Origin of the sequence: Breznakibacter xylanolyticus (assembly GCF_003254275.1) — a bacterium.
GTDB classification, from domain to species: domain Bacteria; phylum Bacteroidota; class Bacteroidia; order Bacteroidales; family Marinilabiliaceae; genus Breznakibacter; species Breznakibacter xylanolyticus.
Genome location: NZ_QKZK01000011.1, coordinates 135,761 through 148,341, shown reverse-complemented (window position 1 = coordinate 148,341; position 12,581 = coordinate 135,761). Strand labels below are relative to the sequence as shown.

At 46.2% G+C, this 12,581-nt stretch carries 13 protein-coding genes; 7 read left to right on the top strand and 6 right to left on the bottom strand.

The annotated features are described in order from the left end of the window. Positions 1-21 precede the first annotated feature (21 nt). A complete protein-coding gene (locus LX69_RS08490; protein WP_111445080.1) occupies positions 22-1,464 on the bottom strand; it encodes an IS4 family transposase in 1,443 nt (480 codons plus the stop codon). A 378-nt stretch (positions 1,465-1,842) separates the two neighbouring features. Between LX69_RS08490 and LX69_RS08485 the strand changes: the two genes are divergently transcribed. The 5 genes from LX69_RS08485 to LX69_RS08465 all read left to right on the top strand — a co-directional run bounded on the left by LX69_RS08485 (position 1,843) and on the right by LX69_RS08465 (position 6,121). After that, complete coding sequence (locus LX69_RS08485; protein WP_111445447.1) at positions 1,843-2,331, top strand: single-stranded DNA-binding protein; 489 nt, start codon at positions 1,843-1,845, stop codon at positions 2,329-2,331. A gap of 23 nt (positions 2,332-2,354) precedes the next feature. Beyond that, positions 2,355-3,710, top strand: coding sequence for a gliding motility-associated protein GldE (gene gldE / locus LX69_RS08480; RefSeq protein WP_111445445.1), 1,356 nt, complete (start codon positions 2,355-2,357; stop codon positions 3,708-3,710). A gap of 120 nt (positions 3,711-3,830) precedes the next feature. Then, on the top strand, positions 3,831-4,415 hold the full coding sequence (gene gldD / locus LX69_RS08475) for a gliding motility lipoprotein GldD (protein WP_111445458.1): 585 nt from the start codon (positions 3,831-3,833) through the stop codon (positions 4,413-4,415). Positions 4,416-4,418: 3 nt separating this feature from the next. Then, complete coding sequence (locus LX69_RS08470) at positions 4,419-5,048, top strand: 4'-phosphopantetheinyl transferase family protein (RefSeq protein WP_111445443.1); 630 nt, start codon at positions 4,419-4,421, stop codon at positions 5,046-5,048. 335 nt (positions 5,049-5,383) lie between these two features. Next, entirely contained in the window at positions 5,384-6,121 is a 738-nt protein-coding gene (locus LX69_RS08465) for a geranylgeranylglyceryl/heptaprenylglyceryl phosphate synthase (protein WP_111445441.1), read from the top strand. A 65-nt stretch (positions 6,122-6,186) separates the two neighbouring features. Here the strand turns inward: LX69_RS08465 and LX69_RS08460 are convergent, their stop codons facing one another. The 3 genes from LX69_RS08460 to mutY all read right to left on the bottom strand — a co-directional run bounded on the left by LX69_RS08460 (position 6,187) and on the right by mutY (position 9,339). Next, positions 6,187-7,758 carry an alkaline phosphatase family protein gene (locus tag LX69_RS08460; protein ID WP_111445439.1) on the bottom strand — a complete coding sequence of 524 codons (1,572 nt, stop codon included), beginning with the start codon at positions 7,756-7,758 and terminating at the stop codon, positions 6,187-6,189. Positions 7,759-7,817: 59 nt separating this feature from the next. Further along, positions 7,818-8,162: a DUF190 domain-containing protein gene (locus LX69_RS08455; RefSeq protein ID WP_111445437.1), complete on the bottom strand. Its 345-nt coding sequence runs from the start codon at positions 8,160-8,162 to the stop codon at positions 7,818-7,820. Between the two features lie 121 nt (positions 8,163-8,283). Continuing rightward, positions 8,284-9,339 carry an A/G-specific adenine glycosylase gene (gene mutY / locus LX69_RS08450; protein ID WP_111445436.1) on the bottom strand — a complete coding sequence of 352 codons (1,056 nt, stop codon included), beginning with the start codon at positions 9,337-9,339 and terminating at the stop codon, positions 8,284-8,286. Between the two features lie 121 nt (positions 9,340-9,460). Between mutY and LX69_RS08445 the strand changes: the two genes are divergently transcribed. Both LX69_RS08445 and LX69_RS08440 read left to right on the top strand, forming a co-directional pair. Beyond that, positions 9,461-9,745 carry an HU family DNA-binding protein gene (locus tag LX69_RS08445; RefSeq protein ID WP_111445434.1) on the top strand — a complete coding sequence of 95 codons (285 nt, stop codon included), beginning with the start codon at positions 9,461-9,463 and terminating at the stop codon, positions 9,743-9,745. 281 nt (positions 9,746-10,026) lie between these two features. After that, positions 10,027-11,580, top strand: coding sequence for an Rne/Rng family ribonuclease (locus LX69_RS08440; RefSeq protein WP_111445432.1), 1,554 nt, complete (start codon positions 10,027-10,029; stop codon positions 11,578-11,580). A 35-nt stretch (positions 11,581-11,615) separates the two neighbouring features. Here LX69_RS08440 and LX69_RS08435 read toward each other — a convergent pair whose 3' ends face one another. Next, positions 11,616-11,984 carry a NifB/NifX family molybdenum-iron cluster-binding protein gene (locus LX69_RS08435; RefSeq protein WP_111445430.1) on the bottom strand — a complete coding sequence of 123 codons (369 nt, stop codon included), beginning with the start codon at positions 11,982-11,984 and terminating at the stop codon, positions 11,616-11,618. Between the two features lie 161 nt (positions 11,985-12,145). Continuing rightward, a complete protein-coding gene (locus LX69_RS08430; RefSeq protein ID WP_111445428.1) occupies positions 12,146-12,523 on the bottom strand; it encodes a DUF134 domain-containing protein in 378 nt (125 codons plus the stop codon). Positions 12,524-12,581: the final 58 nt, after the last annotated feature.

Sequence of the window (12,581 nt, the reverse complement as noted above, 5' to 3'; positions counted from 1 at the left end):
ATTCAACTTTCGCAAGCTCTGTCAACCTGCCTGTAATAGGCTGTTGAGATTTAAGTATCTTGTAAGTTTATCATTTTCAGCAAATAATTTTTCCATTAACAATTCGATTTCGACATTAAACATTTCGGACAATTCACTCAATATCTCCGTGATTATTAGCCATACCTGCTCGGCAATGGTTAGTTTTAGGGCATCTTTCTGTGATGCTCTAAATAGTTCACCGAGTGTTTCATAGTCATTGACCCGCTTAATGACCGAAAGAATGTTATATTGAACCATACAAAGCGTCGTCGATGCAATTTGTGCATCAAAATCCTGCGACTGGCATTTACCCAAGCCAAGGTGCTGCTTGCTTTCTTTGAAAAAAACCTCCACAGACCAGCGAGTCGAGTAGATTTTATACGCTTGTTCGAAAGTTAGTTCTGTATTGGTGGTCATCATGCCATTCCAGTTGCCTTTGTGGGAGGCTTTACAAAAAAAGAGCTTTACGCGAACCCCTTTAAAGTCAACAATGGTTTCAGCGTAATAGTAACCGATAAGCTTAGAACGTTTGGTCTTTTTCTTACGCCGCAGTAAATCAATGATTTCTTTCGATGTCAGGCTTTTGCCGAAGGCCTCATATCGAGTTTTTCCCATTTTGATCATGCCAATGAAGTGGCAGCCGATACGGCGAGTAACAATGAATTTGATCAATTCAAAACAGGTAAACCAACTGTCAGTAAGCACATAATCAAAGCGAATGCCTTTGGTGATAGCCAAGCGAATCATCTTGATCATGGACTCAATTTTACTCAAATGGTAGTCGTTGACGCGTTCACTTCCCATGCTCGTCTTGTGTCGTTTCTTTGCGTATTGCTTTTTGATTTGGATCGGGGTGAATCCATAAGGTTTGCTTTGATTTTTACCCTTCTCGCCATGCAAACTAAAGTCAAGAGAGAAGAAGCTCTTTCCATCGTGATACCCCATGAAAAGCCCTTTAAACCCGATATTAAACGTATGGCTTACGTGCGAATAAATTCTGCTAATCAACTCAATCTTGCGACCAGTCTTGGGCAAATCAGTATCATCGAAAATCAAACAGGTCGGGTTTAAATTTGTCGAATCCGTACTTTTCTGCACCTTACGTATCAATTGCATATTCAGGCTATATGCCAAATTACGCCAGTTGATGGAGGAATCGTTCAGGAGTCGATAAAATACATCTTTACCGCAGTATAGAATACGGCTTAAACCGGAATTCGAATAATGCCATGATGTTTTAACTTCAAAAAAAGGAAACAACAGCAATAAAGCAAGTTTTCCGTGATTGGTGTACTTATGATTACAGGCTTGTGAAAACCCAAATTTTGTATCCGAAAATGTCAATGAACGTATCGTGGTAAAAATTGTATCCATCGCTTTTTCACTTGAAGTAAAAAAGCCATTAATCTCTGAAAGTATTACAGTATCTTTAAACCGCAGCATAATCGTTTGGGATTGTTTGGCGACATAAAGATACTGAATATCAGGATCTTAACCAAATTATTGTGCTGCTTTTTTGTTGTAAATCAGTCATATATCGTACTTGCGAAAGTTGAATAAATCATTTGAGTTAACTGCTTTGATATTTAAACGCAACGCGTAACAAAATAACTCAGCGCCTTCGCGCCTTTGCGTTTATTTTAACTCTAATCTCAGTCCAATGAACTTTTTGCACCAAAACACCACAATGAAAGCAGTAAAAAAGTGGTTCTTTTTTATGAAAAACCAAACGAGATTGCGCCGGATGCAAAATCAGCAACCAAAAAAACAGAATACGGACAAACTTTTGTAATTTAGCCATTCAATTCTTGTAAGACACCTATGTCAGTTAACAAAGTCATCCTGCTGGGCAATGTGGGCAAAGACCCGGAAGTTCGATACCTTGACAATAACAACGTGGTAGCCCGTTTTCCTCTGGCCACCACCGAACGTGGTTACACAGGGCGCGACGGCCGCCAAATACCCGATCGCACCGAGTGGCACAACATTGTGGTGTGGCGTGGACTGGCTCAAGTGGTTGAGAAATATGTCAAAAAGGGAACCCAACTCTTTATTGAAGGAAAAATCAGAACCAACAGCTACGAAAAGGACGGCATCAAACGCTATTCTACCGAGATATACGTGGACAACCTCACCCTGTTGGGACGTCGCCCCGATGGCAGTGCCCCGACCAATGAACCGTCCATGGGCTCCGCAACGAACAACTACATGCCTGCGTCGGCACCAATGGAACAATCGTTTATTCCGCCGACACCCACTCCCAGCCCCTTCGATAACTTACCTGAGGTAGAAGACGACCTCCCCTTTTAATGTCTCACTAAATCAGCACCTGCTTGGAAACGGATCATTATCAACACATCCTGCTATCGTTATCACCACACATTTCCTTACAGCCCATCACCACGGGTGTGGCCGTTGCTCTGGTGGCAGCTCTATTTCTGCTGTTCGCATCAGCATTAATGTCGGGCTCCGAAGTGGCTTACTTTTCCCTAAAGCCATCTGACATTGACATCCTAAAAAAAGAAAAAGGAAAAAACAACCAACTCATCCTCAAACACCTCGACGAACCCGAATGGTTGTTAGCCACCATCCTCATTGGCAACAACTTTGTCAACGTGGGGGTGGTCATTTTGGCGGCATTTGTTTCGGGATCGGTCATCGACTTCGGACAAGCCAACACACTGCGCTTCGTCTTCGAAACCATCTTGATTACCTCCGGATTGCTCTTTTTTGGAGAAATTTTGCCCAAGGTGTACGCCACCCGCCATCCACGTTCGTTTGCTGCGTTCATGGCATTTCCGCTTTTGGCGATCAACAAAATCTTTCATCCCATCAGCTATCTGCTCATTGCCTCCACCAACATTGTCAACCAACGACTTACTCGTAAAGCCAAAAGCCTGTCGATGGACGAGCTCTCGCAGGCACTTGAACTGACGGCCAACGAGCTTACCGACGAAAAAGAAATCCTCGAAGGCATTGTTAAGTTTGGCAACATCGACGTGCAGGAAATCATGACCCCCCGCGTAGACGTCATCGACATCAACATTGAAAGCGACTTTAAAAAGGTACAGGCCGTGATTGTCGAATCGGGTTACTCACGCATCCCCGTGTACGAAGACACGCCCGACAATGTCAAAGGCATCCTCTATGTCAAAGATTTGCTTTTACATCTGGATCAAGACGCCTCCTTTGAATGGCAAAAGGTAATACGTCCCCCCTACTACGTTCCTGAGACAAAAAAAATTAACGACTTACTGTCGGAATTCAAAAAACGTAAAATACACATGGCCGTGGTGGTAGATGAATACGGAGGCACGGCCGGAATCGTGACATTGGAAGACATCCTGGAAGAAATTGTGGGCGACATCAGTGACGAGATGGACGAAGATGAAACACCTTACGTGCAAATGCCCGACGGCTCACTGATTTTTGAAGGCAAAACGCTGCTCAACGACTTCCACAAGGTAACCGACACCGACGAATCTGAATTTGAACCGGTAAGAGGTGACGCAGAAACCCTGGCCGGCTTACTGCTCGAAATTAAAGGTGAGATCCCCAAAAAAAACGAAACCATAGAATTCAACAATTGCACCTTCACGGTGGTGGCCGCAGACAACCGAAGAATTAAAAAAGTGAAATTCATGCAGCACAAACCCATTCAACCCACGGCCAACCATAAAACCAAGTAGCAGAGGAATAAAGCGCATTATTGCAGGCATACAAGATCAGGTGCGTATTCCTGCCACGAATAATATTACAAAACAACCTCATAATCCCTTTGGAGAATGACGGAATTAAATATTAAAATCATGATCCCGAATAAAGGAATCCGCCTCACAATGGGTCTTGTACTTCTAATCGTCGTCACAGCATGTGGAGATGCCCCGATGCCAAAACCACGCGGCTACTTCCGTATTACCATGCCCGAAAAAAAATACCAACCCATGCCCGATGGCTACCCATACCGGTTTGAATACCCCGTGTATGCCAACATTGAAAAGGACAAAGATGCCAACGCCGAACCTTACTGGATCAACGTTGCATTTCCCGCGATGAAAGCCAAAGTACACATCAGTTATCGCAACATCCAAAAAAACTTCAACACACTGGAAGAGGATAGCCACATGCTCGCCTATAAACACACGGTCAAAGCCGACGCCATCAACGAACGCTATTTCATTAACCCCGACAAAAAAGTGTATGGCGTTTATTACGAAATAAAAGGCGATGCAGCCTCCCGAATCCAATTTGTGGTAACCGACAGTTTGCGTCATCACCTTAGAGGCTCGCTCTACTTCAACGTGACGCCCAACAAGGATTCGCTGGCTCCGGTGGTGGATTTCGTGAGCCGCGACGTGCTTCACATGATGGAAACGTTTGAATGGAACGACTAACGCATGCCACTTGCTTTTGAACATAAAACACCCGATGGGGGCATCCTGGCAGGATGGGATCTCTCCGAACCATCGGAAGATCTCTTTGCATCTGTCAACCTGACGCCCGAGGAAAAAATTACATACCACAGCTTCCGGGTCGAAAAACGCAGGCGGGAATGGCTGGCATCTCGCCGACTCATTCAGCAATACACAGACATTCACTCACCCGTGCAGTATCACCCATCCGGACGCCCCGTCATCAACGGCTGCCAACTGAGCATTTCGCATACCAACGGACTGGCCGTGGTGGCAATACACCCCACGCACCCCGTCACCGTGGACGTGGAGACCATCACCCCACGCGTGGCCAAGGTAGCTTCGCGATTCATCAACCCAAACGAGGCGAAAATGATTGACCCGACCAACCTGCTGACGTGGCAAACCCTCATTTGGTGCGCCAAAGAAGCCTTGTTCAAATATTGGGATGAAACGGAAATCGATTTTAAAGAACACCTGCATGTGCTCCCTTTCACCATCAATACAGAACACCCCTTTATCATCGAAACCATTTATAACAAACACAACATCGAAAAACAACTGACCCTCTCCGCCACATGCAACAACGCTCTGGCAATGGTCTATTTGCTGTAGTCAACACCCTCGACATTCACTAAAATCCCATGAAACGAGCATCATAGAAGGCTTAGACACTGATGAATAATTATTGGAAGTAGTGCAAAAGTACAAGAGGACACAAGTACCATCATTTTACGATCCGAAAGTCATAATTCGTGTAATTCTCTGCCATTGTGAATCTGCACAGCCGTTTTGATTAGCAAAATAAACTTCATGAAATACAGCCACATACTAAATTTAAACAGATAAAACAATCACAATGCTCGTCAAGCAATACACAGGAGGATAATTAAAAGAACTTTATCATCTTGTGTCTTGAGACACTCATATCTTAATACTTCAATAAACACATGAACATTTACGCTTCCATTCTCACCAAATCTCAGCAAGGCAAGAAGCAATTGGCCGTATTGATTGACCCCGACAAGTGCGACGGCGATCAACTGCAAAAAACCATCACGCTGCTGGGCGAAACCAAGCCGGACATGGTTTTGGTGGGAGGAAGCCTGGTGAGCACCCTCACCGACAGTGTGGTTGAAGCCCTCAAGCAAAACCTCGATTTACCCGTAGTTCTATACCCTGGTAGTCTGCTCCAACTCTCTCACAGTGCTGATGCCATCTTGTTTATTTCTCTGATATCAGGCCGAAACCCCGAATTCCTCATCGGAAACCACGTTGTGGCTGCCCCCATCCTGCACCGCACACCCATCGAAGTCATCTCAACCGGATACATGATTATCGACGGAGGTAAACCCACATCGGTGGAGTACATGAGCAATACCATGCCCATCCCCGCTTCAAAAACCGACATCGCGGTGGCCACCGCCTTGGCCGGCCAATATTTGGGCATGAAAATGATATACATGGATGGCGGCAGTGGCGCCCATCAACCCGTGCCCGTTGAGATGATCACCGCCGTGAAACAAATCCTCCATATCCCGCTGATGATTGGCGGAGGCCTCAACACCCCCGAAAAAGTGGAGGCTGCATGCAACGCCGGTGCCGACCTGATTGTAGTGGGCAATGCACTCGAAAAGGATCCGGCATTAATGAGAACCTTCACAAGCATCGTGCAACAAAGCCACTAACACACAACAAGGGCTGCCAATCGAACACCGACTGACAGCCCTTGTTGCATGACCTAAAAAACAATTCAACGCCCAAACACCTCCGTCATCGGAGAACCCACGTTACCGTTGGGCATGGCAATTTGCAAAAACGAACTGATAGTGGGCGCCACATCTACCACATTACAAGGTCGATGCACAATGCCATGTGGTACTGAAGCTCCAAAAAACACCACCGGCACCTGGCGGTTCAATTGCGGACGGGGAACCACCTCGCCATTATCGAGTTCTTCGCCCCATCCCGGTTCTAACTCAATCAACACATCGCCCGATCGCTTGGCATGAAACGACTGATAAACAACACCACCGACTAAGGCTGAACTCTCGTTCATCAACTGGTCATAGGTATAAGCACGCGCCACACCCGACATTTGAATCAATAAATCAGCTGCTTCGCGACGCATCTCATCCATAGAGATTTTTTTATCTGCAATGAGCTTCTCATTCAAATAAAAAGAGCCATCGTGATAGGCCTGCACCCATTTACCCTGACCATGTTTGGCCATGAAATAAAGGTTCAACAACGAAAGAGCCTTACGACCATTAAATGCCCCGGTGGGGATGTCGGCCTGAATATTATCAGTAGGCAATGCACTCCGATTAAAGGCTCCTGTGAGCACCACCAACACCTTATCGAGTCCCAACACCTCATCGAGAAATCCCACAAGTCCGGTCATCTCCCGATCGAGACGCAACATCATATCTTCCACCTCGGCATCGTATTGCCCGGCATTGCGAACCACTCCGGGCTTTAACGAAAAGGACACTGTCAGCAAATCGGGATAAGCGTCACGCCCCAGGTTTTCGTTCAACAACATGGCCACAGCAAAATCGCGCATCATCAGGTTACCATAAGGAGAATGCACCATGTGACCATACCCGGGTGACGCATTTAACTTATAAAGAAAATTGCGAGATTGCCCCTGATTGCGAAATTTGGACGCATAGTAATCATTAATGTCGTTGAGAGGCCCCCACTCACGCTGACGGTACAAATCGGCAAACCCTTTACCATTAAAATCGTGTACCCATTGCGGCAGATGAGTCTTAGAGCCATTGCGCATCATCCCGGTCTGACTATCCAGCACGTAGTAACCATCGGGATTATTCCCCTTGGCCCAGGTAATGATGTGTGGCGATAAACCAATGGCACGCACCTGCGATTTACCGGGATAAACGCGCCGCAATTCGTCACCCAACGTAGAACAGAGCAGTGACGTGTTGCGATAAGGCACCACACTGTCGTTAACAGGCTCCTGTGAATAACCTTGCAGCACATCAATGGTGCGCTGCGAAAAACGGTCGAACCACTGTCGCGACACCACCCCGTGCACCGATGGCGTCGCACCGGTATAAAATGATGCTACAGAAGTTCCCTCGTACAACGAAGTTGAGTTAAGCATCACATTCGGATAAATCATCCCTTGATTGAGCAGACGTGCAAATCCGCCCTTCTCGAATTTCTTTTGCCAGAGAAACAACTGCTCCGCCCCCAATTCATCCACCATCACCACCACCACCAAGCGCGGAGGCGTGGGCACTTCGGCCTTAGCGACCATTGCCGCCCCCAAAGCGAGCCACACAAAAAGCTTTCTCATTTATCGATTTTGTTTTTCAATGCCAAAGATAACCTAACAGGCACGAAAATACAAAACCCTCACTGCTTACCGTATCGTACCACGTTCACCTCTTCGTGATAAATAATTCCGCCACTATTGGCTTTATCGAGCAGCTTGGACATGATACCGCTAAAATCCTCAATGCGCTCAGCCACATCAACCAAGGTGATCATCATGGGAAAATCACCCGCCAATTCAAACACTTTAGCACTGGAATTGAGACTGTCATTGCCGAACGAAAGCATCCCACGGGTCACCGTGGCTCCCGACAAACGATATTTTTTGGCCGCAAACACAATGGCTTCATATAATGGACGCGAGTACACGCGTTCATGTTCACCAATAATGATGACTAATTTTTTTGCTCTCCCCGTTAAATTCATCGCAGGTCAGTTTTGTGTTTTGCCGGAACCGAAGGCTCCAAACAAACAGGTTTGGATGAACAAATTATGGAGTTTCGGGCAGAACATCAAGGAAATAATTTTAACCATCCATCGAAAGGGCTCACGCACCCAATAAATCGAGATAATCGATCAATGGTTTAGGGAAAGCATACTGATGAATATTTTCAAGAGACACTCTCTCATAATCACAAAAAAACAGAGGCATAGAGTCTCGATGAAACATCACCCTGATTATGGTGAGATGCAAACGCTGATGAGTCAATACATGTCGCGTTTCGTGAACTGACATCACCACCACAGCATCAGACGTCACCCCCATCCTTTCGGCGACAATCGCTCCCACATGGTTCACATCCACGGGTTGCGTTACTTCGAACATCGGAAACTGGTACAAACCTTTCCAAATATCATTACCCTCGCGGCGTTGTACAAAAACCTCATCCCCGTCTTGACACCATATATAAATAAAGTGACGATGCTTCACAGCCGTTTTGCGTTGCTTAAACGGAAATAGATCCACGACACCTCGTTGTCTGGCCAAGCACCTCTCGGCCAAAGGACACTCATCGCAAGCCGGTTGCACGGGGCGACACACCAAAGCCCCTAATTCCATGATGGCCTGATTGTGCTGAGCTGCCCGCACAGGATCCATCACAACATGAGCCAACCGATCAAGCTCTCGCTGTCCGTTGGTTGAATCGACAGGTTCGGCCATGGCAAAATAGCGCGAGATCACACGCCCCACATTGCCGTCAACCACCGCATGAGGCAAATCGAACGCAAACGATGCAATGGCAGCAGCGGTATATTTGCCAACACCCTTCAGTCGTAAGATTTCGTGATACGTACAAGGAAAATGCCCCGCATAATGTTCATCGATGTAACGGGCAGTAAAAAGGAGATGACGAGCTCGCGAATAATACCCTAGGCCTTGCCACATTTTCAACACCTCATCTTCGGATGCTACAGCCAAATGATGAATATCCGGATATCGTTCGGCAAAACGCAAATAGTATTGTAACCCTGTGGCTACCTGCGTTTGCTGTAAAATGATTTCAGAAAGCCATATCAAATAGGGATCGCGAGTGGCACGCCAGGGGAGGTCGCGTTGATGACGGTTGTACCACAAAATCAACGCATCACTGATGGAAGACATGGTTAAAATTTTGTGTAAAAATAGTTTAATTGTTTTTTTAAATTCAGAACTTCCTATATCTTTGCAATCTGAATTTTAAAATCGTTTTGTAATTAGTTGATAATTAAATAATTTTACTAAAATGACAAAGGCTGATATCGTAAACGAGATTTCGAAAAACACCGGAATTGAGAAAGTTACAGTACAGAAAGCAGTGGAAGCCTTCATGGACACCATCAAAGGTTCATTGGTGAAGGGCAAAAACGTGTATTTGAGAGGATTTGGCAGCTTCGTGGTGAAAAAACGCGCCGAGAAAACTGCACGCAACATCTCTAAAAACACCACCATCATTATCCCCGAGCATTTCATTCCCTCGTTTAAGCCTTCAAAGAGCTTCACAGGAAAAGTGAAAACTCAAGTGAAATAATCCGACAGTTATTTATCTTAAAAAATTAATGCCATGCCAAGCGGTAAAAAAAGAAAAAGACATAAGATGGCTACGCACAAGCGTAAGAAAAGACTAAGAAAAAACCGTCACAAGAAAAAGAAATAAGGTTTCTTAGGCCATACAAAAACATCAGACAAACAGGAGGTGCCACACTTTCCTGTTTGTCCTTTATTAGGGATGACACAAACGCAAACGGTGCGTTGAGCTTTTCATCATCCCAAACTAGTTCTTTGAAATATTTAACATCGAAACCAAATTAAGTGAGTGCAGAACTGTTTGTAGATGTCACTCCCGAAGAATTGACCATTGCCCTGCTTGAGGACAAACGGTTGGTGGAGATGCGAAAGGAAAAAAGTAACATTCAGTTTCAGGTTGGCGACATCTATTTAGCCAAGATTAAAAAAATCATGCCCGGACTGAACGCCGCTTTTGTGGACGTTGGATACGAGAAAGACGCATTTTTGCACTATCTCGATTTAGGACCGCAAGTGCGTTCGTTACAAAAATTCCTCAAGCATGCCCAAACAAAAAAGGGAGTCGTATCATTCAGCAAACTGAAACCGGAAAACGACATTAATAAGGAAGGCGCTATCGCCGATGTATTGACTGCCGGACAAGAGATTTTGGTTCAAATTGCCAAGGAGCCCATATCAACCAAAGGGCCCAGGCTGACTTCGGAACTGTCCATTGCCGGGCGTAACCTCGTGTTAATGCCCTTCTCAGACAAGGTCTCCGTGAGTCAGAAAATCGAATCAGCCGAGGAACGCAACCGTTTGAAACGCTTGCTGCTGAGCATTAAACCAAAAAATTACGGGGTGATTGTTCGCACCGTGGCCGAAGGGCGACGCGTGGCCGAACTCGATCAGGAACTCAAAATGCTGGTGAACCACTGGGAAGAATCCACCTCCCGACTCTTTGGCATCAAATCGCCATCGCTGGTCATGGGGGAAATTGGCCGTATCACGGCTCTGTTAAGAGATATTCTCAGCCCGTCGTTCCATAGCATCGTGGTCAACGACCCAACGGTGTACCGCGAAATAAAAGAATACGTGACCCTGATTGCCCCCGAACGCGAAAGCATCGTGAAACTTCACAAAGGCAGTGCCCACATCTTTGAGCATTACGGCATTGCCAAGCAAATCAAATCTCTTTTCGGTCGTACAGCTTCGTTTAAAAGTGGTGCTTACCTCATTATTGACCACACCGAGGCGTTACACGTCATTGACGTCAACAGCGGCAACCGCTCTAAATCGGCCTCCGACCAGGAAACCAATGCCTTGGAGGTCAACATGGCTGCCGCCGATGAGATTGCCCGCCAGCTGAGGCTGCGTGACATGGGCGGAATCATCGTGGTCGATTTCATCGACATGCAACTCAACGAGAACAAGCAGAAAGTGTACGAACGCATGAAAGAAGCCATGGCTTCCGATCGCACCAAGCACAACATCTTGCCGTTGAGTAAGTTCGGGCTTATGCAAATCACCCGTCAGCGGGTACGCCCTGAACTGAGCATCGCCACCTCCGAAGTGTGTCCCACCTGTCATGGAACTGGCAATGTGCAAGCATCCATCTTGTTGACCGACACCATTAACGATCGTCTCCGGTTCGTTGTGAATGATCAAAATATTAAAAATTTGACCCTGAAGGTTCACCCTTATGTATATGCCTATCTGAAAAAAGGCTTCCCATCAAGTGTCTTGAAATGGAAATTTCAGCTCTCGTGGGGAATTAAAGTGGTTCCTTCCGAATCGTTGGGAATTTTGGAATACAAAATTTTTGATGAAAACAATAAAAAAGAGGTTGACCTGAAATAGGTCAACCTCTTTTTTTTGCCCCAAAGGCAGCCGATTCAGTGCTGACACTCGTGACCATCATCGCCATGATGACTGCACGAAAGCCCCGAATCGCCAATCCCGCCTGCTAGATAGGTCTTGGCCACCTCCATCACATCGCCTGAACAACCACGGTACACCTTAATCCCATGACGATTCAGCACATTCAGGGCACCATCGCCCATGTTGCCGGCCAACAATACCGACACCCCTTTTTGCTGCAACACGGCGCCTATATTGCTCTTGCAACCGCACCCTTGCGGCGACGGCACGGTTTCGGTGTGCACAATCTGATTGTGCTCATCCACTTGATATACAGTGTACGACTCGCAGTGGCCAAAATGACTGTCCACAACATTGTTACGCGTTGGAATGGCTATTTTCATCTCTTTAATATTTAGTCCCCAAATCCCCCAAAAAGGAGAACCTTGGTTTTGTTTCTGAATATATGTGGTTCATTTGCGCATTCTGCCTCTGGCACTTTATTCCTTTGCCATTTATACACTTATTCTCACCACCTCTTCAACTTTGAAGCTTTGTTACTTTGCTACTTTGCAGCTTTGCTACCACAGCTGCAAGCCCCCTGACAGCATCCATGCTCCAATAACACATCATCACGTTGGGGGCAGCAAGGACGCGTTTGATAACATCCACCCTCAATCAGCAAAACACGGCCTTCGACCAGGGAACGGGCCACAGCACATCGCGCTTTTTCATAAACCCGCGTGAAAGTGGGTCGCGATACGCCCATCTCAACGGCAGCCTGCTCTTGCGTCATCCCCTGGTAATCAGCCAACCGCAACGCTTCGTACTCTTCAAATAAAAGCGTCACAACCTCTTGACCCGTAACACACCCTCCCATAGGTTTAAAGCCACTCACTAACGGAGGATGAGTAATGGTGCGCAAACGTTTCGGTCGTGCCATGATGTTTTTTTACTAAGCGACAGCAAAATTATGAACATTTGTTCATTTCTTTCAATAA

What these genes read in the sequence shown, in the direction of transcription:
- LX69_RS08490 (WP_111445080.1), bottom strand. Translation starts at nt 1,464, where the DNA reads ATGCTGCGGTTTAAAGATACTGTAATACTTTCAGAGATTAATGGCTTT.
- LX69_RS08485 (WP_111445447.1), top strand. Translation starts at nt 1,843, where the DNA reads ATGTCAGTTAACAAAGTCATCCTGCTGGGCAATGTGGGCAAAGACCCG.
- gldD (WP_111445458.1), top strand. Translation starts at nt 3,831, where the DNA reads ATGATCCCGAATAAAGGAATCCGCCTCACAATGGGTCTTGTACTTCTA.
- LX69_RS08470 (WP_111445443.1), top strand. Translation starts at nt 4,419, where the DNA reads ATGCCACTTGCTTTTGAACATAAAACACCCGATGGGGGCATCCTGGCA.
- LX69_RS08465 (WP_111445441.1), top strand. Translation starts at nt 5,384, where the DNA reads ATGAACATTTACGCTTCCATTCTCACCAAATCTCAGCAAGGCAAGAAG.
- LX69_RS08460 (WP_111445439.1), bottom strand. Translation starts at nt 7,758, where the DNA reads ATGAGAAAGCTTTTTGTGTGGCTCGCTTTGGGGGCGGCAATGGTCGCT.
- LX69_RS08455 (WP_111445437.1), bottom strand. Translation starts at nt 8,162, where the DNA reads ATGAATTTAACGGGGAGAGCAAAAAAATTAGTCATCATTATTGGTGAA.
- mutY (WP_111445436.1), bottom strand. Translation starts at nt 9,339, where the DNA reads ATGTCTTCCATCAGTGATGCGTTGATTTTGTGGTACAACCGTCATCAA.
- LX69_RS08445 (WP_111445434.1), top strand. Translation starts at nt 9,461, where the DNA reads ATGACAAAGGCTGATATCGTAAACGAGATTTCGAAAAACACCGGAATT.
- LX69_RS08435 (WP_111445430.1), bottom strand. Translation starts at nt 11,984, where the DNA reads ATGAAAATAGCCATTCCAACGCGTAACAATGTTGTGGACAGTCATTTT.
- LX69_RS08430 (WP_111445428.1), bottom strand. Translation starts at nt 12,523, where the DNA reads ATGGCACGACCGAAACGTTTGCGCACCATTACTCATCCTCCGTTAGTG.